The sequence below is a fragment of the Weissella sp. ESL1139 genome (assembly GCF_058506735.1).
The window spans coordinates 411,458-434,857 of record NZ_CP196375.1 but is presented as its reverse complement, the minus strand read 5'-3'; the positions used below and the strand labels follow the sequence as shown (position 1 = coordinate 434,857).

Here is a 23,400-nt window from a genome sequence, read left to right as displayed (position 1 = left end):
CCAATTTCACAAACTCAATTAGACAATTTCATGATTTTCACGCTATTTGCAATTGAGCCAAATATTATTAATAAAATAAAAATGAGGTTGGACATATTTTGTGTCTCAACCTCATTTTTGTATGAATTAATTTTCAAAGTCAGCAATTAAAATCCGATTGCTAACGGTTGTTTGGGTCGCATCAGCTTTACCAAAAGCCGCTCTAGTTAAGCGTATTTTGCCATGTTCAACACCAAAATAATCTTGAATCAAATCAATGACAAATAATAATAACGCTTGTCGATCAATTTCACTTTCATGAATAAAGACAGGTCCTTTATTTTTAAAGACACCCGCATTACGTAAATTATCGACTTTTTGTTCCAAAGCTGGTAAACCAGCAACTAAATGATATAGGATATGATTTTCATGCTGCCATTTTGTTAGATGAACCACATGGCGTAAATCAGTTAAGCCGACTGGCAAAATCATATCGGCTGCAACTTCTTGTAGTTGCATGGACTCCTGACTAAAATTTTTAATAGATGCCATTAAGTTTTTAACGGGTAATGTAAAATTACCATTATAATCAAACATTGCTTGCCCTAATAACATTTCTGTTCGGGTTACATAGCCGATTCGATCAAATGTCGGATCTTCAGCCAGTGCTTCATTTAAATGCTGCCGAAATAGGTCTGGTGCACGCCAATCTAAACGTAATTTGATATCATCCATCTGAATGTCATCACCGATTCCATGAAAGGTTACTAACGTATACCCTAGTGTGCCTGGAATTCTATCTAATAATGCTTGACGTTCATCTTCAAAAAAACGACTATTGTATGTCATTTATGCCCCATCCCTTCAACAAAGTTGATACAGTTAACTGACCAGGTGCCGAATTACCAGCAACTGTTGCAAACGTCAATTGCGAACCGTATTCATAACCGATAACACGTGATGGTTGACCTACCATCCCCATTGCCATTGTAATCAACGGTTTTGCTATTTCGTGCGCCACTTGCTTAGTTGCCATTAACAATCTCGTAACATCATGCACATTTTCAGGCATGACCGCAAGTTTAACAACATCAATGGGTAGACCAGCCATTTGGATTAACTGGTGTTCTAAATCAACCGGTGTCTTATCAAAATAATGTTTAGAACCAATAACTTGCACTTGATTAGGCATCTGATGCAATAAGGACACTTGATCAGACAAATGAGTAATTTCAACATCCAATGCCGCAATACCAGCCGCAACTGCCTTTAAATATACTTGTTCGTACAATGCCGAATCATAGTCTTTTTGACCACCTTCAACACTTGTCCGCCATGTAAAAATTACTGGCTTATCAACAATCCTGCAAAAATCAGCAATGTCTTCAATCGACAAATTATCAATTTCAGCTAGATAATCAATGCGCCATTCCACGACATCCGCCATGCTATGACTAATTTTTTTTGCGTCTAATACCGCTTGTTGCCACGAAACTGCCGTAATTGGTACCGCAATCAGTGGGCGGTCACGCGTGGCTGCTACATTACCCAACTGTAACTGTTTCATCATCGATTCCCTTCATATAGGCAACAATTTCATCCGCAACTTGATTGGCACTTTTATTATCAGTATGAATCGTTTTCGTTGCAATGGCTGCATATTTAGGTAACCGTGCTTTCCAAAGATCAGCTAACTCAAGCAATGATTTATTACGCACAATTGGGCGTGAATTATCTTTCACCAATCGTTCCATAGTTTGACCAAACGAACCTGTCAAATAAATCACCGGCATCGTCACCTGTGACAACAATTGACTGTTTTTTGCTAATTCGATAATGCCCCCACCAGTTGCAATAACCCCGGGCTGATCAATTGATTCTACCAAAACGGTATGCTCTAAATCTCGAAAACCAGCTTCGCCAATCGTCGCAAAAATTTCACCGGGTGTCTGCTTGGTTCTGGTCGTAATCAATTCATCTGTATCTAATAATGGTTGTGCTAATTTATCTGCTAGTAGCTGACCAACAGTCGTTTTACCTGCACCCATAAAGCCGACCAAAATCATTTTCATTTTATGCTAACACCTCATTTAAATCTTTAAAAAATTGTGGGTATGAAATATTTACTGCATCCGCACCAGCCAAGGTTACCTCACCTGACGTCATCAAAGCTGCAATTGTTAACATCATCCCCACACGGTGATCACCGCACGAATCAATAACGGTTGGTTGATCAACATGTAATGGTGTATGACCATGCACGTAAAAGCCATCTTCTTTTGCTTCGATGTGCGCACCAAGCTTATTAAGCTGTGTCGTCACCGTCGCAATTCGATCAGATTCTTTAACATGTAATTCACTAGCACCTGTAATAATTGTATCACCTGTCGCTTGGGTTGCTGCTAGTACAACTAGCGGCATTTCATCGATTACAGTTGGCACATCCGTTGCAGTCACTGTTGTACCATGTAATTTTTGTGATTGCACGTGGATATCAGCAATCGGCTCACCAATTACTTTTTCACCAGATAATGCAAATGATGCGCCCATACGTGACAAAATATTAATAATTCCTGTCCGCGTTGGATTCACACCAACTTGCTTTAAAGTCAAATCGCTATCAGGAACCAATAAAGCTGCTACTAACCAATAAGCTGCTGATGAAATATCACCTGGCACTTGAATATTTGTGGCTGTCAATTGCGCTTGCGGTTGCACCATAATTCGATGACCTTCACGTTGCACTGGCACACCAAACGCAGCCAACATTCTTTCAGTGTGATCACGAGTCGCAATTGGTTCAATAATTGTGGTCATTGAATCAGCCTGCAAAGCAGCTAAAATAATGGCACTTTTTACTTGTGCTGAAGCAACTGGTAATTCATATGTAATGCCATGTAGATATTTCGTTGCTAACTTAGTTACTGGCAAACGATCATTTTTAGTCACATAACTAACACCCATAGCCATTAAAGGTTTGATAACTCGTGCAAATGGGCGTTTTGATAAACTACTATCACCACGAAAAGTTAAAGTAAATGGTTGTTTAGCTAAAAGACCCATCAATAAACGTGCTGAGGTACCAGAATTACCCATATCTAACATTTGATTAGGTTCATGCAATGTCGCCAATGACTTACCATGTATGATTAAATCCTGACCGTCTTGATCAAAGGTTACCCCCAGTTTGGACATTGCTGTAATTGTACTATTAACGTCTTCTGAATCCAACAAATGTTGTACTCGCGTATCTCCTGATGCAATACTTCCTAGCATAACGGCACGATGCGAAATGCTTTTGTCACCAGGCATGGTTAATGTTCCCCGCAAATGTTTCCCCTCTGTTTGTAACTTTAGATTGCCCATTATTTAACCTACAATTCTTCTTCAACTAAAAATTTTTAATTTCCTCACGATAAGCTGCCACTTGTTCTTGTAAACGTGACAAACTATCAGTATCAAACTTATCTAAAATAGCTCTCGCTAATTCAATTGCCACCATTGCTTCAGCAATCACGGCAGCTGCAGTTACGGCTGTTGTATCAGAGCGTTCGGTTGAAGCACGGTGATCCTCATGTGTATCTATATCAACACTTTGCATAGGTTGATATAGCGTTGGAATTGGTTTAACAACCCCGCGCACAACAATCATTTCACCGGTGGTCATCCCACCTTCAAAGCCACCTAAATGATTAGCCCCACGATAAAAACCACGATCGGCTGACCAGTAAATTTCATCCATTAACTGACTACCATATTTATCAGCGTTATCAAAACCACCGCCAAATTCAACACCTTTAAATGCGTTAATGCCGACAATCGCCCGCGCAATTTTAGCGTCTAATTTTTCATCTGCTGACACATAAGAGCCTAATCCTGCCGGAACACCCGTTGCCATAACTTGAACGGTACCACCAACTGTATCACGATTACGCTTTGTTTCATCAATGATGGCTTGCATTGCTTGATCATCTTCAGCCGTTAATGAACGTGTCGCAAAGTTTTCCGTTACTTGCCGGATTTCATCTAAACTTTGATATTTAGTCAGTTGTGCCATGTCAGTTTTAACTGGACCAATGTTAGCCACAAACCCATGGACATCAATATCCAAAGCTGCCAACAATTTCTTAGCCACTGCACCAACCGCTACGCGCATAACAGTTTCACGAGCTGATGAACGTTCCAAAACATTTCGCAAATCAGCTTGATGGCGATATTTCATACCACCAACTAAATCAGCATGACCCGGACGTGGACGCATAACCTTACGCATACTATTCTCAACAGTTGCCGGAATATTAGGATCCATAATTTTTGTCCAGTGATTATGATCATCATTATGCACATTTAAGGCAATTGGTGATCCCAACGTAACTTGGTGACGCACACCTGCCATAATAGTGACGGTATCTGTTTCAATAACTTGACGTTGACCACGACCATAACCATGTTGGCGTCGAGCTAATTGCGTATTAATATCCTCAGCAGTAATTGTTAGCCCTGCTGGAATACCTTCAATAATCGCCACTTCTTCTGGTCCGTGACTCTCACCAGCTGTTGTATAACGCATTCCACATCACGCTCCTTCAATAAATTCTTTCATATCACTTAATTGCTTAGGAATAATCGTTGGATGACCTGGTTGCATGACAGCGACTAACTGCAAAACACCAGCGCGATTCTTTTTGTCATGCACCAATTGATCGAGCATCTTGGGTTCAGCTACTAAGGCTGAAGTCGTTGGTAACCCAACATTCACTAATCTTTTTATTAATCCTTGCAAAAATTCATCACTACTAATACCATCACGTACAAAATGTTGCGTAATTGCAACCATCCCGATTGCAACAGCTTCACCATGTCTTAAATCACCATTCGCTAATAACTCAATCGCATGACCAATGGTATGACCAAAATTAAGGTATTTACGTATCCCACCTTCTTGCTCATCTTGCATCACAATTTTGGCTTTGTATGCGACAGAGTCTTCAATTAATTGCATAGCATGAGCAAGAATATCGTCAACATTGTGTATCTGACCGGTTAATTGCCAAAATTCGCCACCAACTAACGCGCTAGTTTTAACAACTTCACCGTAACCTTCAACTAAATCACGTGGTGCAAGAGTTTTAAGGTAATCTGAATCAATTAATACCAAGTCAGGTTGATAAAATGTTCCCATAATATTCTTAGTTTGCCCTAAGTTAATTGCTGTTTTCCCACCAACACTCGAATCCACTTGGGCGGTCAACGATGTGGCAATTTGAATAAAGCCAATCCCGCGCATATAAGTTGCTGCAACTAAACCAGCTAAGTCACCAATGACCCCACCACCTAACGCAATCACGCCATCATCACGCGTAAAATGTTGTGACGCTAACAAAGTAATGGCTTTCTCTAAGTAGGTTAAAGTTTTGGTTTTTTCACCACCTGGCAACACCAAAGTTGTGACTTGATAACCCGCTTCGGTTAATTGTGTAACTGTCTCAGACAAATAATAACTCGCAACTTTTTCATCACTAATCACGAGAATTTGGCGCTGTGACCAGACCGTCTTAACTTGCTTACCAATTGCCTGTCTTAGCCCAGTTGCTATTTTAACTTGATATGTTTTATTAGGTAAAGTTACTGTTACCATTATTTACCTCACAATATCATGAATTGCTTGCGCTTTAGTAAATAACTCATCCATTTGCGCTGGTGTCAATGCTTGTTTGCCATCAACCCAAGCTTGATCAGGTTGATCATGAATTTCAATCATCAAGCCTTGCGCACCAGCAGCAACGGCTGCTAACCCAGTTGGCATCACATGTTCTGTAACGCCAGCTGCGTGTGACGGATCAGCCAATACTGGTAAATGTGTCAATGCTTGCACCACGGGGATAACGCTAACATCCATGGTGTTACGCAAGTATTTTTGATCAAAGCTACGAATACCACGCTCCATTAAGATAATTTTACAATTACCTTCTGAAGCAATATATTCGGCAGCACTTAACCATTCATCAACAGTTGCACTCATCCCACGCTTTAACAAAACGGGTTTATTTTGTCGACCAACGGCTTTTAACAAAGAAAAATTTTGCATATTGCGTGTACCAATTTGGAATATATCCGTGTATTGGCCCACTAAATCAACATCTGCTGGACTCATGATTTCCGTCATCATATCCATATCTAATGCATCAGCTGCTGCCCGATGCCATTTAAGTCCTTGTTCCCCAAGTCCTTGAAAACTGTAGGGGCTCGTTCTTGGCTTATATGAACCACCACGTAAGATAGTTGCACCTGCTTGCTTAGCAGCTTTCCCCATTGCTAAAACATGTTCAGCCGATTCAATTGCATCTGGTCCGGCAATCAAATTAAAGTTTGTGCCACCGATTTTACTATGTTTTGTCTCAATAATTGTATCTGTCGGCTGAAAAACGCGACTAACTTGCATTGCTGCTGGATGGTCGGTAATCACTTCTTGCACATCATCTTGATTAATAAATGGTACAGCTGAGCGATCATTTAACTCAGCAAAACCTACCCGATTTTCAAATCGATACACGTGGGGTAATTTTTCATTTTGCACTTGTGCTAAAACCTTTTTAGCTGTTGCGATATCCTTCATTATAAAAATCATTTTATTTACTACTTTCTCTTGAAATTATTGCCAGCATCTGTTTTTGATCAGGTAAAACACCTGTCCATTCTGCAAAACTTAAGGCCCCTTGACCAGCTAACATTGGTAAACCATCCATTGCAAGTCGGTGTGCTTGTTTCGCCGCGTTTACAAATGGTGTACTACCTTTTTTATAGATAATATCCACTGCTTGCGCATTAGCAGGCGTTAACGCAAATTGTTGAGGCATCAAAATTGATTGTTCATCTTGCATCCCCACACTCGTTGCATTGATAATTAAATCCGCCTGAGGCAAATAATCATCAATCGTTGCCAAATCGTGTAATGGTTCAGCCAACAATGATGATAATGTTAATGCCTTATCCTTAAATTTATCAGTCATCCGATTGAAAACATGCATGTCAGTTGTTTGCGGCGCACTTGCAATAATGGCTTGCGCAGCACCACCGGTCCCAATAATCAAAGTATGTTTAGGTGTTTCTGTAATGGTTGTCCAAAATCCTTGACCATCTGTTGTGTCACCGAATAAATGACCATCTTTAACTGTAATGGTATTCACAACACCTAATTTGTTAGATAGTTCTGAAACTTCATCCATATAAGGTACAATTGCGCGTTTAAATGGCATCGTCACATTAAAACCCTTAATGCCTTGTTGCACTAATTCTGGAAATTGTGTTGGTAAATTTTCGGGCTTAATTTCAAATAGTTGGTAGTCAGCATCAATATGTGCTGTTTGAAATGCCTGGTTGTGCATAATTGGTGATTTGGAATGTTCTACCGGATAACCAATTAATCCATAATGATCTGTCATTAATTTCTCCGGGAATCTTAAATTTTTATCAACACAATATCATCTGTCAATAAATGCTTCTCAACTATTTAGTTTACTAAAATCAGAAGAGCTTTCCAATACCATAATGAATTGCAATTGTAACTAAGCCAATAATTATATTACGGATAATCGCTTGTTTTGGTAATCCTTGACCTAACTTGGCACTTAAAAATCCGGTTAAGCCGACAGCAAAAACAGTTGCACCAATGGTTGCTAAGAACTGCCACTGAATCGGTGCTAAATACATCGCAACTAGTGGTAGAAAGCCTCCTAGCGCTGCACTAAATAATGATAAAAAAGCAGCTGACCAAGGACTAACATAATGATTTAAGGTCACATCATATTTTACTTTTAAAATTGTAGCCAAAGGCACCTTTGCCATTAATTCAGTTGCAATTTTATGTGCTGTTAACTCGCTTAATCCTTGTTGGTGGTAAAACTCAAAAATATCGCGTTGCACACTTTCGGGTTGCTTTTTAATCCGCTTTTTTTCATTCATCACAACAACTTTTTCTGCATCAGCCTGTGAGCTCACTGAAGCATATTCACCTGACGCCATCGACAAAGCGCAAGCCAATAAATCTGCTAACCCAGCTAACAGAATCGTAAATTGGTTGGAAGTTGCTGCACCAACTGAAAACAAAACACCAACAACAGTTAAAATACCATCATTTGATCCTAAAACACCGGCACGAATGGTATTTAATTTTTCTGACATAACGATTGATTTTTCTGCCATAATCTTATGCTCCTATTAATGAACCAATTAAATAAGTAATAATCATCGTAAAAATACCTGCAATGACATTACGGACAGTTGCCTTTTGGCGGTTTGCTGCTGATAAGTGAGCTGCCACAAATCCAGTAATCGCTAAGGCAATTAACACGGCTATTCCGGTTGCCATAATGCGAATATCTGTTGGCAACAAGGTAATTGCAAGCATCGGTAATACGGATCCTAATGGAAAAGAAATCATTGAAGCAATTGCTGCTGAAAATGCTGATATTTCATGATTCTGCGTAAAACCATACCGCTCTTTAATTGTGGTACCTAACGGATCTTGCGCCATTAATTCCGATGTCGCCGTACTTGCCAACTCTTCAGAAATTCCTTGATCCATGTAACGTGTTTTCACAAAGTCAAACTCTTGATCATAATTATGCGCCAAGGCCTCTTTTTGAACCGCTACAGCGTGTTTTTGCGCATCATTTTCTGAATGCACGGATACGTACTCACCCATTGCCATCGAAACTGTCCCGGCTAACGCCCCCGCAAAACCGGCAATAAAAATCGCAAATGAACTGGTTGTCGCTCCTGCAACACCAATGACAATTCCTGATACTGATAAAATACCATCATTTGCCCCCATAACAGCGGCACGGATAACATTATTTCTTTGTGCTAAATCTTGATTTGATTTCATAAGCTTTTCTCCCTCTGTATCATCGCCCTAATTATACACTTTATGAAACTAAATAAATTCATGATTTAAAGTAAGAAGTTTACCTAAGGAAAACAATTTAAATACTATCATATATATTAAAAGGAGTTAGCGCTTTATTTGTGCCAACTCCTTTCATTTTTTTAATTTTGTCTTTTAAAATAAGTTAAAACGGGAATCCCGATTAATGGTACTAAAATAGCTCCTGCAATGATTTCAAAAATTCCATTAAACCCGGCAATTGAAACAACTAACCACTGGGCTAAGTTTGTATGTGGAATACCAGTAAATGAAGTATCCATCACTGTAAAACTAACCCAAGTGATGACTAAAACAAGACCAGTATTAATAATTGCTGAAAAAGCACCCAATAAACTCAGCCAACCACGTTGCTTTTTCATTGTCCGTTGTTGAACATACTTTTGATATAAATAACCGATCAAAAATCCAACCATAATTCGAGGTACTAATGCTGTAAGCGGATTACGAAACATTAAAGCCCCAACACTCGGTACGCTTGACCATGCATGCCATAGTGAATATGCACCCCAAACAAAGCCTAGCAAAGCACCGCCTTTAGGACCTAAAACCATACCTCCAATGGCAACAGTATATGTGATAATCGTAACGGCTGCTCCAATAGCAAAAGCACCCAAGGGTAAAGTTCCCAACCAAGGAACAATGGATTGTAACAAAACAATTCCGATGAATAGCGCAGTTAAGACCAACTGCCTACTTTTATTCATACGTGGTTGCATCGCATGCCTCCAAATTTGTTATTAATTTTTGTAATAAAAAGTTTCACTAGTTATCATACAACAATCTTTACAAAGTTGTTAGACAAAAATCTATAAATTGTTAATAAAATACATTAAAAGGAGGATGTCACCTAACATCCCCCTTTAATAATTAATATTTTATTTATTACGTTTTGCGTCAAAGAATGCAGTCATACGCTTAACCGCTTCTTGTAAATCTTCGTCAGATGCTGCATATGAAATACGAACATATTCTTTCGTATATTCAGAGAAGGCAGATCCTGGAATTAAGGCAACATGACCATTTTCTGCCAAGTCCATAGCGAAGACTTCACTGTCTTGCTCCATATCAGCTGGAATCTTAGCAAAAATATAGAAAGCACCTTGGGCTGGTACAACTTCAAAGCCAAATTCTTGTAGACGTGGCACTAACCAATCACGACGCTTCTTATATACTTCACGCATACCAGCTGCTGCATCGGCAGCGTCAGTCAATGCAACTGTTGCCCCATCTTGAATAAACTTAGGCAACGCAAAAGTTAAGGCAACATGGACTTTTTGGGCTTGGTCGATGAATGCTTTGTCAGCAATAATGAAACCAATTCGATAACCAGTCATGGCATGTGACTTTGACAAACCAGTCATCAAGATTGATTGCTTAGGCAACAAGCTAACCATAGAAACATGTTCTTGATCATAAGTTAATTGTGAATAAATTTCATCAGAAATTACCCATAGATGGTACTTCTCAAACACGGCAGCTAAAGCTTCTAACTCATCACGAGTATACGTCAACCCAGTTGGATTAGATGGATAATTAAATAGCACAGCCTTAATCGTTGTATCTGATTCTTCAATCGTCTTTTCAACCAATTCAGGTGTTAACTTGAAACCAGTTGGACGAGTGTTAACTGCGATTTTCTTACCATGAGCCAAATCCAATGATGCAGTATAAGGTGCATAAGCAGGTTCAGGAATAATCAATCCTTCGCCTTCATTCAACAATGTCATGAAAATAACATTAATTGCTTCGGACGCCCCAACCGTCACAATAACGTTATCTTCCTTATCAAATGGTAAGTTATAACGTGAGCTAAAATAAGTTGCGGCTGCTTGTCGTAAAGCACGGTCCCCCTGGGCATCCGCGTAATGTGAATTATTATTTTCAATTGATGAGATAACAGCTTGTTTGATGCGATCATCCACGTTAAATCCTGGTTCGCCAAAAGTTAAGCGTAACAAATCTGGAATATCACGAACTTTTTTCTGAAAACCAGTTAAGCCATCTTCAGCTAAACCTGTAACTTTTGGATTTAATGGTTGGATAAATTCATTTTGTTTCATTTTATTCACTCACATTTCTATTTATTTTTTAATATTGCATCATCGTTGAACATTAGAAGCATGTCTCAAATATTTTGATGTTCATTAAATTTATTATATATTTTACTATCTTTTACTGTCCTAATACAACTATTAAAAACATTTTATAATCCGGAATTCATGATAAAATACTAATAAAGGATACTTATAAAATTTTAATTTACTTATATTAAACAAATTAAGGAGGCAACTCATGTTAGATTTTACTGACACGCCGATTGAAACACCAATTACTAATTGGGAATGGGAACCAATTCGTGAAGTACCAATTCAAGAAAATGATGAACCTTTAGTTTCACTAAGCTATTTACCAGAAAAAATGGTTGTCAGCCCCCAGTATTTTATTCAAGATTTACCAGGCACATATCCTGAACTTTATGCACGCGCCCATGTTCAAGAAAAATTAATCGAAGCCGCTCGTAAGTTACCTTATGGTTATAAATTCGTCGTCTTTGACACGTGGCGCAGTATTCCAACGCAACAAGCCTTATTTGATCAAATGAAACTATTTGTTAAACGTGATCATCCTGATTATTCTGAAGATCAGGTACAACAAGCTGCGTTACGTATTGTAGCACTACCTTCAACGGATGCTAAAAAACCATCACCACATAATACTGGTGGTTCCGTTGACTTATCAATCGTTGATGAAAAAGGGCGCTTATTAGATATGGGTAGTCCCTTTGATGATATTAGTTTGCGTGCTAAAACGACTTACTATGAAACCGAAGACACTTCTAGTGAATATGATACTGCACGCGCTAATCGGCGGTTGTTATACCACATCATGACACAAACTGGTTTTACCAACTATACTGAAGAATGGTGGCATTTTGATTATGGTAACCAAAACTGGGCTAAGTTAACGAATCAAGATTATGCCCTATATGGCGCTACCAAGCCCGTCTTCCCTTGGGTGAAAGCTTATTAAAATTTAAAGCAAAAACAGGTTGAGACATTAAACATAATGTTCCAACCTGTTTTTATTATTAGCTGCTATTATACTTGGCTATGAATCAAATCACGTTTAGCCAATTCTTCTGCGATTTGGACAGTATTCCATGCAGCACCTTTAAGCAAATTGTCAGAAACAACCCACATATTGAAACTGCCTGGATTTTCAGCATCAGCACGTACACGACCAACAAATGTCTCACGCTTATCAACCGCATTTAATGGCTGTGGGTAAATTTGATTTGCCGGATCATCTTCTAAGACAACACCTGGTGCACTTGCCAACAAATGTTGTACATCCTCACGAGTTGCACTTTCATCAGCAACTGAAACATAAACTGACTCACCATGACCAACTGGTACTGGCACACGCACAGCTGTTGCTGTTACTTTAATGTCCTTAGATTGTGGGTCTCCATACATGATTTTCTTCGTTTCTTGCATCATCTTTTGCTCTTCATAAGAATAACCATCATCTTGGAAAACATCAATTTGTGGTAACAAATTAAATGCCAAAGGATAATGTTTTTTGTCACCCTTAGTTGGCAAAATTTCAGCGGTTTCTGTTTCACCATTTAAATGTTGTTGGGCTTCATGCAACAATTCGTCCCATGCTCGTTGACCAGCACCTGATGCTGCTTGATACGTTGAAACAATCACTTGCTTCAAACCATATGCTTTACGTAATGGTTCTAACGCCACAACCATTTGAATGGTTGAACAATTAGGATTGGCGATGATTCCTTTATGATCAGCTAATGCTTCTGGATTAACTTCAGGGACAACCAATGGCACATTTGGATCCATACGCCAACGTGATGAATTATCCACCGCAACGGCACCACGCTTAACGGCTTCTGGCAATAACTCACCAGCCAAACTACCACCAGCAGACGCCAAAACTAAATCAACACCATCAAATGATTCTGGCTTAGCTTCTTCAACCGTAATTGTCTGATCATGGAATTGACGAGTTTGACCAGCTGATCGTGACGATGCCAATAACTTTAATGATTTAACTGGTACAGTTGACTGCGCTAACTGTGCTAAAATACGTGAACCAACTGCCCCGGTTGCCCCTAGAATTGCAACATTATATCCTTCACTCATAATAAAAAATCCCCCATTTAAATCAGTTCTTCACCAAATTTTGCGCCACTAAAAGCACAACACTGAAAAAATCAGTTGTGCTTGTGGTTATCATTTATTTTTTCAACTCAACGTAGTGCTTCAATCGGGTCATCGCTGCTTGCAATTTTTCAGTTGAAGCAGCATATGATAGACGGATGTAACCTTCACCACCGGCACCAAAAATTGAGCCTGGTGCAACACCTAATTTCACTGTTTCTGCTAAATCATAAACAAATTTGGTATCATCAGTATCTAAGAAGTCAGGAATTTTAGCGAAGATATAAAACGCCCCGCCAGGTTGAGCAGCCGTAAAGCCGGCTTCAGCTAGACCAGCTAAGACTAAATCACGACGTTCCAAATAAACTGCTCGCATTGCCACTGGATCTTCACGACCATTACGTAGTGCTTCAGTAGCCCCAGCCATCATTGGACCGGGTGCTGTGGCAACCATAGCTTGATGCGCCTTACCAACTTGAGCCATCAAAGCTGCTGGTCCGGCCACATAACCGATACGGTAACCCGTCATTGCATGTGACTTTGATAAACCACTAATTAAAATCGTTTGGCCTGGCAACAACTTAGCCATTGATGTGTGGTCAGCATCATAAACGAGTTCTGCATATATTTCATCAGAAATCACCAACAATTGGTGCTCTTGTATGATAGCTGCTAACGCTGTTAGTTCAGCTTCTGAATAAGTTACACCAGTTGGATTTGATGGATAGTTTAGCAAAATTGCCTTAGCATTTGGGTGTGCTGCTAATGTCGCTTCTAATTTAGCAGGCGTCACAATAAAGTCAGGTGCTGTATTCAAACCAACAACCTTAATATCATTCATATCGGCTACTGAAGCATACAACGGGAAAGTTGGTGTTGGTACAATCAACTCATCACCAGGATTAAACAATGCTTTGAAAGTTGCATTAATCGCTTCGGCTGCTCCAACTGTGACACTAATTTCTGACTTAGGATCATACTTAGGTGTATCAAAGCGTTCTACTAAATAATCTGAGATTGCTTCACGTAGTTGCAATACACCTTGTGATGGTGAATAGTGTGAATCATCAGCAGCCACATCATCAATAATTGCCTGCTTAATGTGTTCGGGTGCTGAAAAATCTGGTTCACCTAACGTTAACTTTAAAATGCCATCTATTTTTGAAAACCGATCATCAACGACACGAATTGGTGATGGTACCGTATTTGCTAATTTTGTGTTGACTTGACTCGCTAAAGACTCACTAACTTCAACCATTTTTACTTCTCCCTGGCTTTTTCGCCTATTTACTAATTACTATAATACCTTGTCTAAACCGGTTTGCAATCCTTCAAGCGTATTAACATGACGAATTGCAAGGGCAACACCACCCATGAAAGACTCACGTGTAAATGAAGTCTGCTTAATGCGTAGCGTTTCGCCTGGGGCACCAAAAACAACTTCTTCTTCAGCAACGTAGCCAGGCAAACGCATAGCATGTACGGGTACCCCGTTAATTTCATCCCCACGTGCCGCATCGGCATGGCTGGTTTCAATTGGTTTATCCTGACGCGCTTGGGCGATTGCTTCGGCTGTTGCACGGGCTGTTCCTGATGGTGCATCAACTTTTTTGGGATTATGAATTTCCAAAATTTCAGCATCAGGTAAATACTGGGCAGCTTGCGCAGCAAATTGCATCAATAACACACCCGATAATGAAAAGTTTGGCACAATCAAAGCTGATTGCTTATTTTCTTCACTTAATGTTTGCAACTGGCTAATTTGGTCAGCTTGTAAACCACTAGTCCCCACTACTAGATTAAAGCCATGTGATAATGCATACTGGCCATTTTCTAAAGCTGCATCAGGTTGAGTAACATCAACCCATACATCAGCTGTCACGTTAATATCAGCCAATGCTGTAAAAACTGGGACGTCACTCTCATGTGGTGTATGCGCCAGAATACCAGTTAACTCTAAATCACTTTCATCAGCAATTAATTGTTGGATGGCACGACCCATTTTGCCAAAGCCACCAGCTAAAAATACAGTTGTCATGTTATCTATCCCTTTCCCTCAAGTTTTGCTAAAACGTCTTTGGTCTCAGCTTTGGTTAGTGGCAAAATTGGTAGCCTCGTGACATTTTGCAACTCGCCCTTATGTGCCAAAACAGCCTTAACTGGGGATGGTGATGGGTAACTAAACAAGGCTAACATACGTGGTGTTAACCAGCGCTGTAACTCACCAGCCTTAGCAACATCACCAGCTGCCAAAGCACTAAATAAATCAGTCATTTCTTTACTATATAAGTGTGATGCCACTGAAATGGTTCCGGCAGCACCAACGGCCTTAGCGGCCAAGGTCTGTGAATCCTCACCTGTATAGACCTTGAAGCCCTTTGGCGCATGAGCAACCAAATAAGCTAAATCATCAATGCTTGTAACTTGTTTAACCGCATTAATATTAGGATGCTCTGCCAAAGTCAAAACACTTTCGTTAGTTAGACCAACGACTGTACGACCTGGAATATTGTAAATCATCACTGGGACGGATGAAGCATCAGCAATGGCGGTAAAGTGGGCAATCATCCCCTTTTGGTTAGGCTTACTGTAATAAGGCGTCACTGCCAAAATGGCATCGACACCAGCAATAGCACTAACTTCTTTAGCTAGCTCAACTGAGTGGGCTGTATTGTTATCACCAACGTTGGCAATAACAGGACCTTGATCACCTACCTTAGCAGCAAAGTAAGCATACAAAGAAACCTTTTCATCATGCGATAAGGTTGGTGATTCACCAGTCGTACCACCCACTACGAAACCTTGCGTACCTTCTGCAATTAAACGCTCTGTTAATGAATCCAAAGCTGGATAATCAATTGTGTTGTCTTGGGTAAACGGTGTAATAATCGCCGTAATTAGAGAAATATCTTCATACATTTTATTCACACTTTCTATTGATTCATACGCCAATTCAAGAATTTAATTATGGCACTCACACCAGGTTCAATGGCCTGTTCATCTGGTGCCAACTTGCTGTCATGTAAACTATGTTCTGGATCACCAACACCAAGCCAAAACATGGTGCCGGGAATCTGATTAATCAAATAGCCGAAGTCTTCACCTGTCATGGCTGGTTCCGAAACATCAAAATCAATAGTTTCATCAGCTGCCATAAACTTCATAAATGCATCAGTAGTTTCAGAATTATTGTTAACTGGCCAATAACCACCTTGGACCAATTCTAAATCAAACGTCACATCATACATTGCTGCTAAACTTTGGGCAATGTCTTGCACTCGCTGTTGCATCATCTCCAAATCAGTTTGCCGAAAGGCACGGATGGTACCAGCCAACTTAGCTTCATTTGGAATTACATTACCAATTGTACCAGCTTGTAACTTACCGATAGTTACGACGCCACCATGCACTGGATCAACATTACGTGACACAATCGTTTGCACCGCCATCACAAATGATGAGGCTGCAACGATAACATCATGAGCACGATGTGGAAAAGCTGCATGACCACCTTGCCCTTTAATCGTTAAATGAATCTCTGTAGTCCCTGCAAAGAGCGTCCCTTGCCGCGTTGCAATTTGCCCAGCCGGCATAGCTGGTTGATCATGTAATGCGTAGAACTCATCAGGTCGCCATTCATCAACAAAAGCACCTAACTCGTACAACTGTTTACCACCAGCATGTTCTTCTTCAGCTGGCTGGAACAAAAAAATCATATTATCTTCAGGTTGATTCGCTGAAAAATGTGCTAAAACACCTAAAGCAACGGTCATATGAATATCATGACCACAAGCATGCATCACGCCCGCATTTTCTGAAGCATAAGGTAAGCCCGTTTCTTCAGTAATTGGTAACGCATCAATATCAGTTCGATAACCAATCGTTCTTTGCGGATTGCGACCATCCAAACGAACGAGTAATGCTGTTGGCAATGCTGGAATTTCACGAATAGTTAGCCAAGGCGATTGCCATGCTAAAATCATCTTTTTAATATAGGCTTGTGTCTCAACTTCCGCCATCGACAACTCTGGATAAGCATGTAAATGACGGCGAATGCCAATTAAATCTAAATCATCAATTGCCATTTTTCGACCTCTTTTCTACTACAATGAACGCAAAGCATCGACTAACGCTGTTTTGGCTTGCGTCTTTTCATCGATTTCCTTAATCACTTTGGCCGGCACACCAGCAACAACTGTATTTGCTGGCACATCTTTAGTAACAATGGCACCGGCTGCAATAACTGCGTTATCACCAACCTGGACACCTTCGATAACAACCGCATTGGCACCAATTAAGACGTTATCACCAATCGTAACGGGTTTTGCTGATGCTGGTTCAACAACACCGGCCAGAACAGCGCCGGCACCAACGTGACTATGCGCACCAACAATTGCACGGCCACCTAAGACAGCCCCCATGTCAATCATGGTACCTTCACCAATTTCAGCACCAATATTAATCACTGCTCCCATCATAATAACGGCATTCTCACCAATGGCAACTTGGTCACGAATAATAGCACCGGGCTCGATTCGTGCTGGCACATTATCATAATTCAACAATGGTACACCACTATTACGAGCTAACAATTCAACATGGTAGTCAGAAATTTTATCAGCCGCAGCGGTAAGGATTGGTTGAATTTCTTCATAATCTCCAATAACTGTACCTGTTTTTGTTTCAATGAAGGCTTGCACTGTTTCTGGCCATTCAATATCAGCCAAGTCACCGGCTAACGTCACCCGTGCTGGTGTTTTTTTAGGGGCTGTTGCAATGTAATTGATAATTTCTTGTGCGTCTAAGTTATTCATAAGATGTTATCTCCTAATTTTTATTCATTTTATTGGTAATGTTTATCTAAACGAAGCATGTCAGCATACGTTTCACGCTCAACGACTAATTGATCCTGACCATCTTCAACAAAGACAACAGCTGGTCGTGGGTTACGATTATAATTTGAAGCCATTGAATAACCGTAAGCACCGGTTGCTAAAACCGCTAGTACATCCCCCGGCTTTGTTTGTGGCAAGGCTTGTTGCCAAACCAAGACATCCCCCGACTCACAATATTTACCAGCCACACGAACAACTTGTTCCGTTGGTGCTTGTGGGTTATTCGCTAATACAGCTTCATACTTTGCTTCATATAAGGCTGGTCGAATATTATCACCCATGCCACCATCAACTGATAAGTAACTACGAATACCAGGAACATCTTTTCTTGATCCAATTGTATATAGGTTATAACCAGCTGGACCAACAATGGCACGACCTGGCTCAATCCAAATCGTTGGCATCTTCATACCATATGAAGTGGTCTTTTCTGCAATCGTATCAATAATCGCATCGACAAATTCAGTCGCTGGTAATGGTTGATCTTCTTCAGTGTAACGAATTCCAAAACCACCACCAGTATTGATAACTTGTGGATCAAAGCCCCATTCATGAACCAAATCAACTAGCTTAGTAGCTGCCATTTGGAAACCAGTGACATCAAAAATTTGTGATCCAATATGCGCTGAGACACCTAAAACATTTAGATATGGATCTGCTAAGGCCTTTTCTAACGCTTTTTGCGCTTGACCACTATTCACATCAAAACCAAACTTACTATCGGTTTGACCGGTTGAAATATAATCATGTGTATGCGCTTCAACACCTGGTGTAATCCGCAACAAAACATCTTGTGTTTGATTACGTTCAGCTAATAAATCATGTAATAAATCTAATTCGTAGAAATTATCTAAAATGATGGTACCTAAGCCATTTTCAATAGCCATTGTTAGTTCTTCGACTGACTTATTATTACCATTGAAAGAAACATTAGCCATCGGATAATTTGCTTCAAGGGCCGTTTGGATTTCACCACCTGACACAACATCTAGATGGATGCCCTCTTGTGCGGCAACTTCATACATCGCCACTGTGGCAAAAGCCTTTGAAGCATATGAGACTGCATAATCAATATGGCGATTAATGAAAACTTCCTTAAAAGCACGCATCTGATTACGAATACTATTAACATCATAAACATATAATGGTGTTTGATACTTTTTCGCTAGAGCCGAAGCGGTAACACCACCAATTATTAACTCACCAGCTTGATTGACTTGATATGGTACTGACATGCGATTCCCCTTTAATCTACTAATATACGCATTAAGCGTTCCTGTAACCCAGTTGCAACAACCCATGGTGCTAATTCAACATGTTGGGCAACGTCTTCCAATGTATTTTCATATTCACCTTGTTGACCAATAATCGTTACAACTGAACCAACTGGCATTTCTTCAGGCAATGAAATCATCATTTGATCCATGGCTAAGTTACCAACAATCGGTGCCTTTTGACCATTGACCAAAACTTCAAACCCCTTCATTGAACGAGGCAACCCATCGGCATAACCAATTGGTAACGTCCCAATCCACTCACCTTCTGAAGTGTGATAAGTATGACCGTAACTAATCGCAGCGTTGGCTGGCATTTGTTTAACATAAATTAATTCGGTTTCCAACGTTAACACTGGTTTTAAGTAATTATCTGACATAACCGAACCACGTGATGGCTCAATACCATAGACAACCGTACCAGCACGAATATAATCAGTTGGAATTTCATCCGCATGATATAATGCGGCCCCTGAATTAGCTAAATGAACCATTGGCGGCATTGGTAAGCCATCAGTTAATTGGTGCCAATTTGCTAATTGCTCGTTGAAGTAATCATTGTTTGGTGAATCAGCTTCAGCGAAGTGCGTCATCATGCTTTGATAAATAAATGGTGTTTCAGGTTTCTCGACATACGCAATTGCTTCAGCTAAGTCAGCTCGATTTCTAAAACCAATGCGCCCCATTCCTGTATCAACACCTAAATTAACTTGTAATTTATTTGTCTGTGGGCCAAGATAACTTTCGGCTGTATGCAACCACTGCATATCGCTAATTGTTGCAATTAAATCGTTATCAGCAATTAATTTTGCATACTGTGGTAACGTAATCCCCAAAATCAAAATGGGTACCGTGACACCTGCCTGGCGGAGGGCCAGTGCTTCATCTAAAACGGCAACGGCTAGACCATCAACACCGCCCTTGATAGCGGCTTGTGCCATTGTTTGTAAACCAAAGCCATACGCATTTGCCTTGACTGCCAAGAACATAAACTTAGCACCGCTCATCTTACGGGTAACGGCAACATTGTGCGTTACGGCTGCTTGTGAAATTTTAATCCTTGTTGGTCTTGTTACTGCTACTACCATGTTGTTGTGCCTCTTTACTTTGAATTCCTATACAAAAAAACCGATTGACTGGCACTATCGCACCGTCAATCGGATCCACTTACATTCCTTAGACTGTGACCATAGCTCCCCGCTTATTCAGCGACAGTCTAATAGTTATTCACTACCATCCCAACAATTCAAATCACACGCATTTGAATCATTTCGGCAACCGCCCCTTTTACTTAACTTCTCCGTCTGTGTCGACTCTGTCAGGTGACTCTTGTTGGTTGCAACCTCTATAAATCATTAATGTAACATTAGGTTATATTAATTTTATAATTATGTCAACACTTGACATTAATCTTTTTTTCACTTTTAATTAGTGCCAATTAGAATTTTATTTGGAGGCAGGAAAATGAAAGTTGTAAAATTTGGTGGTTCGTCACTGGCAACTGGTGCGCAGGTACAGAAAGTTTTCAATATTATTAAGGCTGACAGCGACCGCAAAATCGTTGTCGTATCAGCACCTGGAAAGCGTTTCGACGGTGACACAAAGGTCACTGATTTATTACAATCTTATGCTGATCAAACCATCACTGGTGGTGACACGGCCGATATTTTGTTAACCATTTTGGGTCGCTATCAAGAAATCGTGCAATTTTTTAAATTAGAAGAAAATAAGATTATTCCTCAAATAAAACAACAACTTATTCATTTAAACCGTGTTCATTATCCATCATTTGATCATTTATACGCTGCTTTCATGGGCCATGGTGAATTATTAAATGCCCAATTAATTGCTTTCATTTTACAAGAACTTGGTTATAATGCGCGGTTCGTGTCACCCCTTGATTTGGGGATGACCGTCACTGGTTCCCCCCGTGCTGCTCGCCTTGATCATACAAGTTATGAACGTATGCATAATTTTGAATACAACGATAATGAACTCTTAATTATTCCTGGTTTTATCGCCTATACCAATGATGGCTATGCCGCTACTTTCAGTCGCGGTGGTTCTGATATTACTGGTGCGATTGTTGCGCGTGGTTTACATGCTAGTTTGTATGAAAACTTCACCGACGTTTCTGCTATCTACACAGTTAACCCGCATATTGTGCCTGCTCCTAAATCGATTGAACGAATGACTTACCGTGAGATGCGTGAACTTTCATATGCCGGTTTTGCCGTCTTCCATGATGAAGCCATTATTCCTGTCATTGAAGCAAATATACCAATCAATGTTAAAAACACCAATGACCCCGAGGCCCCTGGTACCATGATTATGCCAAATCAGTCCATTACGCCTGAATATCCAGTCACTGGTATTGCTAATGATGATCGCTTTGCAGCTTTATATTTGCACCGTTATTTGCTAAATCGCGAAGTTGGTTTTACTCTTAAAATTCTCCAAATTTTGGCCTCATACAACGTTAGTTATGAACATATGCCTTCTGGAATTGATGACATGACGATTATTTTTGATAAGTCACAATTAACTCCTGAAATTAAGGCTCATATCAGTCATGATATCTACCAAACAATTGCGCCTGATGAATTGGAATGGCTTGATAACTATGCCATCATTATGGTGGTTGGTGAAGGTATGCAAGCCCATCTAGATATCTTTAGTAAAATCACAACTGCCCTTGCAGATGCTAATATCAACTTACCAATGGTCAATCAAGGTGCTTCACAAATTTCAACCATGCTTGGTGTTTCTGTTGATCAAATGGAAAAGGCTGTCCGTGTGATTTATGAAGCAGTATTTTAAATACTTAATAGAAAAACAGGTTGGAACAAAAGAAAATGTTCCAACCTGTTTTTTTAAATATTTGAATTTCAAACGTTTAATTTTTATAGCGTAAACGCGCTTTTGTCTCGCTCTCGTTTAAACGCGTTCCAAAAACCTGAAGCCTCAATGTAACGGATTTGCCCGCTTCACGGTCTGACGACCGCAAAACGTCCAAACACCGTTACACTCCGGCTTCAAAGCGACTTTTGTCTCGCTCTCGTTTTACTTAAATTGTTTTTTCGCAAAGTTACGTAAATCTGATTCCAAGCCAGCATGGCGATTCGCTGGCTTAACATCCAATGATTGATGAATTTGACCACCAGCATTGGCATAATTAGTTGATTCCGTATTTGCAATCATCTGTAATTCTGCAAATGAATAATCAGCTGGATTTTCAGAAAAGACAACTGTACCCATACTAGTCACAGTTTGATGGGCTTCTAAAGCTTGCCACATTGAAACGATTTGTCCTTGATTATCAAAGATTAATTCTAAATGGTAACCTGGCAAAGCCATTTTAACGTTATCAGCTCGTGCAACACCCCGATTATGAAACTTAACTTGAGGGTAAAACACTGGTGTGCCAGTATCTTTAACGATTTGATCCTCAATGTCATGCTGTGTCAATCCTTCACGCACAATCAAATCTACCATTGGTTTACTAAGATAATAACGGAACTGGTTATCAATAACCTTATCTAATTGATGACTTGTTTCATACTTAGAATTAATTCCATTCCAAGCATGATGTTTTAAACGCATCATAAAAGCGACTTGCTTAATAAATTCTAAATAATTCCGGGCTTCATCGACATTATCAATATGCAAATAATATAAGTCAACATTTTGATTGGCAGACCGAGTTGGCCAATAACCTAACTTAGTCATCCGCACAAAATTTTCCGGACTAACTGCCAGTCCGAATATTTTGTATAACATATCTAAACGATCAGTTGCTGAGGTACCACCACGGTGAAAATTAGCAACAAACATTTTAGTAAAAAGTTCTGACCCAACTCGATGTGCTTCAGACCATGCTGTTGATAAAATATCTTGCATCGTCTCATCATTTAATTGCTCATCATTAACGATTGTATCCACATAAGCGGCAATTGGTTTAGGTAACCACCCATCATTTATTAAATGGGTTGTTTGGGTAGACAAAACATTTGACATCGTTTTTTGACGTTTGTCGACACCCTTTGGCGCTTTTATTAATTCTCGTGTGCGTTTAAACAATCCTGCCATTATAAAATGACCTCCTCGCTACGAATAGCTAACCA

General features: G+C 39.9%; 23 protein-coding genes and 1 riboswitch. Of the genes, 2 read left to right on the top strand and 21 right to left on the bottom strand.

The window, feature by feature from the left end:
- Nucleotides 1-126: 126 nt before the first annotated feature.
- From ACSYSF_RS02095 to ACSYSF_RS02040, 12 genes are all read right to left on the bottom strand, one after another.
- Nucleotides 127-828, bottom strand: a complete 702-nt coding sequence (locus ACSYSF_RS02095) for a hypothetical protein (protein WP_489868075.1) — start codon at nucleotides 826-828, stop codon at nucleotides 127-129.
- A complete protein-coding gene (gene aroD, locus ACSYSF_RS02090; RefSeq protein WP_489868074.1) occupies nucleotides 815-1,549 on the bottom strand; it encodes a type I 3-dehydroquinate dehydratase in 735 nt (244 codons plus the stop codon). The genes ACSYSF_RS02095 and aroD overlap by 14 nt, the downstream gene beginning before the upstream one ends.
- On the bottom strand, nucleotides 1,524-2,051 hold the full coding sequence (locus tag ACSYSF_RS02085; protein ID WP_489868073.1) for a shikimate kinase: 528 nt from the start codon (nucleotides 2,049-2,051) through the stop codon (nucleotides 1,524-1,526). Before ACSYSF_RS02085 ends, aroD begins: the two co-directional genes overlap by 26 nt.
- Before the next feature lies 1 nt (nucleotide 2,052).
- Nucleotides 2,053-3,345, bottom strand: coding sequence for a 3-phosphoshikimate 1-carboxyvinyltransferase (aroA, locus tag ACSYSF_RS02080; RefSeq protein WP_489868072.1), 1,293 nt, complete (start codon nucleotides 3,343-3,345; stop codon nucleotides 2,053-2,055).
- A 25-nt stretch (nucleotides 3,346-3,370) separates the two neighbouring features.
- Nucleotides 3,371-4,549, bottom strand: coding sequence for a chorismate synthase (gene aroC / locus ACSYSF_RS02075; RefSeq protein WP_489868071.1), 1,179 nt, complete (start codon nucleotides 4,547-4,549; stop codon nucleotides 3,371-3,373).
- 6 nt (nucleotides 4,550-4,555) lie between these two features.
- A complete protein-coding gene (gene aroB, locus ACSYSF_RS02070) occupies nucleotides 4,556-5,617 on the bottom strand; it encodes a 3-dehydroquinate synthase (RefSeq protein ID WP_489868070.1) in 1,062 nt (353 codons plus the stop codon).
- A gap of 3 nt (nucleotides 5,618-5,620) precedes the next feature.
- A complete protein-coding gene (gene aroF, locus ACSYSF_RS02065; protein WP_489868069.1) occupies nucleotides 5,621-6,607 on the bottom strand; it encodes a 3-deoxy-7-phosphoheptulonate synthase in 987 nt (328 codons plus the stop codon).
- Nucleotide 6,608: 1 nt separating this feature from the next.
- Entirely contained in the window at nucleotides 6,609-7,421 is an 813-nt protein-coding gene (gene aroE, locus ACSYSF_RS02060; protein WP_489868068.1) for a shikimate dehydrogenase, read from the bottom strand.
- 82 nt (nucleotides 7,422-7,503) lie between these two features.
- The gene (locus ACSYSF_RS02055) at nucleotides 7,504-8,181 is read right to left on the bottom strand and encodes a VIT1/CCC1 transporter family protein (protein ID WP_489868067.1); all 678 of its coding nucleotides are present in this window, start codon (nucleotides 8,179-8,181) and stop codon (nucleotides 7,504-7,506) included.
- A 4-nt stretch (nucleotides 8,182-8,185) separates the two neighbouring features.
- A complete protein-coding gene (locus tag ACSYSF_RS02050) occupies nucleotides 8,186-8,866 on the bottom strand; it encodes a VIT1/CCC1 transporter family protein (RefSeq protein WP_489868066.1) in 681 nt (226 codons plus the stop codon).
- Nucleotides 8,867-9,027: 161 nt separating this feature from the next.
- Nucleotides 9,028-9,642 carry an ECF transporter S component gene (locus ACSYSF_RS02045; protein ID WP_489868065.1) on the bottom strand — a complete coding sequence of 205 codons (615 nt, stop codon included), beginning with the start codon at nucleotides 9,640-9,642 and terminating at the stop codon, nucleotides 9,028-9,030.
- A gap of 159 nt (nucleotides 9,643-9,801) precedes the next feature.
- Nucleotides 9,802-10,986 (bottom strand): aminotransferase class I/II-fold pyridoxal phosphate-dependent enzyme, encoded by a 1,185-nt coding sequence (locus tag ACSYSF_RS02040; protein ID WP_489868064.1) that lies wholly within the window; start codon nucleotides 10,984-10,986, stop codon nucleotides 9,802-9,804.
- Nucleotides 10,987-11,218: 232 nt separating this feature from the next.
- Between ACSYSF_RS02040 and ACSYSF_RS02035 the strand changes: the two genes are divergently transcribed.
- A complete protein-coding gene (locus ACSYSF_RS02035) occupies nucleotides 11,219-11,956 on the top strand; it encodes a M15 family metallopeptidase (RefSeq protein ID WP_489868063.1) in 738 nt (245 codons plus the stop codon).
- Between the two features lie 68 nt (nucleotides 11,957-12,024).
- Here the strand turns inward: ACSYSF_RS02035 and ACSYSF_RS02030 are convergent, their stop codons facing one another.
- The 8 genes from ACSYSF_RS02030 to alr all read right to left on the bottom strand — a co-directional run bounded on the left by ACSYSF_RS02030 (nucleotide 12,025) and on the right by alr (nucleotide 20,364).
- A complete protein-coding gene (locus tag ACSYSF_RS02030; RefSeq protein WP_489868062.1) occupies nucleotides 12,025-13,089 on the bottom strand; it encodes an aspartate-semialdehyde dehydrogenase in 1,065 nt (354 codons plus the stop codon).
- 94 nt (nucleotides 13,090-13,183) lie between these two features.
- Nucleotides 13,184-14,365, bottom strand: coding sequence for an aminotransferase class I/II-fold pyridoxal phosphate-dependent enzyme (locus tag ACSYSF_RS02025; protein WP_489868061.1), 1,182 nt, complete (start codon nucleotides 14,363-14,365; stop codon nucleotides 13,184-13,186).
- Between the two features lie 39 nt (nucleotides 14,366-14,404).
- Nucleotides 14,405-15,145 carry a 4-hydroxy-tetrahydrodipicolinate reductase gene (gene dapB / locus ACSYSF_RS02020; RefSeq protein WP_489868060.1) on the bottom strand — a complete coding sequence of 247 codons (741 nt, stop codon included), beginning with the start codon at nucleotides 15,143-15,145 and terminating at the stop codon, nucleotides 14,405-14,407.
- A gap of 5 nt (nucleotides 15,146-15,150) precedes the next feature.
- A complete protein-coding gene (gene dapA, locus ACSYSF_RS02015; protein ID WP_489868285.1) occupies nucleotides 15,151-16,026 on the bottom strand; it encodes a 4-hydroxy-tetrahydrodipicolinate synthase in 876 nt (291 codons plus the stop codon).
- Between the two features lie 14 nt (nucleotides 16,027-16,040).
- The gene (locus ACSYSF_RS02010) at nucleotides 16,041-17,186 is read right to left on the bottom strand and encodes an N-acetyldiaminopimelate deacetylase (RefSeq protein ID WP_489868284.1); all 1,146 of its coding nucleotides are present in this window, start codon (nucleotides 17,184-17,186) and stop codon (nucleotides 16,041-16,043) included.
- 24 nt (nucleotides 17,187-17,210) lie between these two features.
- Nucleotides 17,211-17,921 carry a 2,3,4,5-tetrahydropyridine-2,6-dicarboxylate N-acetyltransferase gene (gene dapD / locus ACSYSF_RS02005; RefSeq protein WP_489868059.1) on the bottom strand — a complete coding sequence of 237 codons (711 nt, stop codon included), beginning with the start codon at nucleotides 17,919-17,921 and terminating at the stop codon, nucleotides 17,211-17,213.
- A gap of 29 nt (nucleotides 17,922-17,950) precedes the next feature.
- Nucleotides 17,951-19,237 carry a diaminopimelate decarboxylase gene (lysA, locus tag ACSYSF_RS02000; RefSeq protein ID WP_489868058.1) on the bottom strand — a complete coding sequence of 429 codons (1,287 nt, stop codon included), beginning with the start codon at nucleotides 19,235-19,237 and terminating at the stop codon, nucleotides 17,951-17,953.
- Nucleotides 19,238-19,248: 11 nt separating this feature from the next.
- Entirely contained in the window at nucleotides 19,249-20,364 is a 1,116-nt protein-coding gene (alr, locus tag ACSYSF_RS01995; protein WP_489868057.1) for an alanine racemase, read from the bottom strand.
- A 94-nt stretch (nucleotides 20,365-20,458) separates the two neighbouring features.
- Nucleotides 20,459-20,632, bottom strand: a riboswitch (Lysine riboswitch).
- 108 nt (nucleotides 20,633-20,740) lie between these two features.
- Between alr and ACSYSF_RS01990 the strand changes: the two genes are divergently transcribed.
- The gene (locus tag ACSYSF_RS01990; RefSeq protein ID WP_489868056.1) at nucleotides 20,741-22,096 is read left to right on the top strand and encodes an aspartate kinase; all 1,356 of its coding nucleotides are present in this window, start codon (nucleotides 20,741-20,743) and stop codon (nucleotides 22,094-22,096) included.
- Nucleotides 22,097-22,339: 243 nt separating this feature from the next.
- On the opposite strand, the gene ACSYSF_RS01985 is transcribed toward ACSYSF_RS01990, so the two are convergent.
- Nucleotides 22,340-23,365 (bottom strand): DUF3114 domain-containing protein, encoded by a 1,026-nt coding sequence (locus ACSYSF_RS01985; RefSeq protein ID WP_489868055.1) that lies wholly within the window; start codon nucleotides 23,363-23,365, stop codon nucleotides 22,340-22,342.
- Nucleotides 23,366-23,400: the final 35 nt, after the last annotated feature.

Bases quoted from the DNA above. Each gene is read 5' to 3' on its own strand.
- aroE (WP_489868068.1), bottom strand. From the start codon at position 7,421: ATGACAGATCATTATGGATTAATTGGTTATCCGGTAGAACATTCCAAA.
- ACSYSF_RS02040 (WP_489868064.1), bottom strand. From the start codon at position 10,986: ATGAAACAAAATGAATTTATCCAACCATTAAATCCAAAAGTTACAGGT.
- ACSYSF_RS01985 (WP_489868055.1), bottom strand. From the start codon at position 23,365: ATGGCAGGATTGTTTAAACGCACACGAGAATTAATAAAAGCGCCAAAG.
- dapD (WP_489868059.1), bottom strand. From the start codon at position 17,921: ATGAATAACTTAGACGCACAAGAAATTATCAATTACATTGCAACAGCC.
- aroB (WP_489868070.1), bottom strand. From the start codon at position 5,617: ATGGTAACAGTAACTTTACCTAATAAAACATATCAAGTTAAAATAGCA.
- ACSYSF_RS02035 (WP_489868063.1), top strand. From the start codon at position 11,219: ATGTTAGATTTTACTGACACGCCGATTGAAACACCAATTACTAATTGG.
- aroD (WP_489868074.1), bottom strand. From the start codon at position 1,549: ATGATGAAACAGTTACAGTTGGGTAATGTAGCAGCCACGCGTGACCGC.
- ACSYSF_RS01990 (WP_489868056.1), top strand. From the start codon at position 20,741: ATGAAAGTTGTAAAATTTGGTGGTTCGTCACTGGCAACTGGTGCGCAG.
- lysA (WP_489868058.1), bottom strand. From the start codon at position 19,237: ATGTCAGTACCATATCAAGTCAATCAAGCTGGTGAGTTAATAATTGGT.
- ACSYSF_RS02055 (WP_489868067.1), bottom strand. From the start codon at position 8,181: ATGGCAGAAAAATCAATCGTTATGTCAGAAAAATTAAATACCATTCGT.
- ACSYSF_RS02050 (WP_489868066.1), bottom strand. From the start codon at position 8,866: ATGAAATCAAATCAAGATTTAGCACAAAGAAATAATGTTATCCGTGCC.
- dapA (WP_489868285.1), bottom strand. From the start codon at position 16,026: ATGTATGAAGATATTTCTCTAATTACGGCGATTATTACACCGTTTACC.
- ACSYSF_RS02095 (WP_489868075.1), bottom strand. From the start codon at position 828: ATGACATACAATAGTCGTTTTTTTGAAGATGAACGTCAAGCATTATTA.
- dapB (WP_489868060.1), bottom strand. From the start codon at position 15,145: ATGACAACTGTATTTTTAGCTGGTGGCTTTGGCAAAATGGGTCGTGCC.
- aroF (WP_489868069.1), bottom strand. From the start codon at position 6,607: ATGATTTTTATAATGAAGGATATCGCAACAGCTAAAAAGGTTTTAGCA.
- aroA (WP_489868072.1), bottom strand. From the start codon at position 3,345: ATGGGCAATCTAAAGTTACAAACAGAGGGGAAACATTTGCGGGGAACA.
- alr (WP_489868057.1), bottom strand. From the start codon at position 20,364: ATGGTAGTAGCAGTAACAAGACCAACAAGGATTAAAATTTCACAAGCA.
- aroC (WP_489868071.1), bottom strand. From the start codon at position 4,549: ATGCGTTATACAACAGCTGGTGAGAGTCACGGACCAGAAGAAGTGGCG.
- ACSYSF_RS02045 (WP_489868065.1), bottom strand. From the start codon at position 9,642: ATGCAACCACGTATGAATAAAAGTAGGCAGTTGGTCTTAACTGCGCTA.
- ACSYSF_RS02030 (WP_489868062.1), bottom strand. From the start codon at position 13,089: ATGAGTGAAGGATATAATGTTGCAATTCTAGGGGCAACCGGGGCAGTT.
- ACSYSF_RS02025 (WP_489868061.1), bottom strand. From the start codon at position 14,365: ATGGTTGAAGTTAGTGAGTCTTTAGCGAGTCAAGTCAACACAAAATTA.
- ACSYSF_RS02085 (WP_489868073.1), bottom strand. From the start codon at position 2,051: ATGAAAATGATTTTGGTCGGCTTTATGGGTGCAGGTAAAACGACTGTT.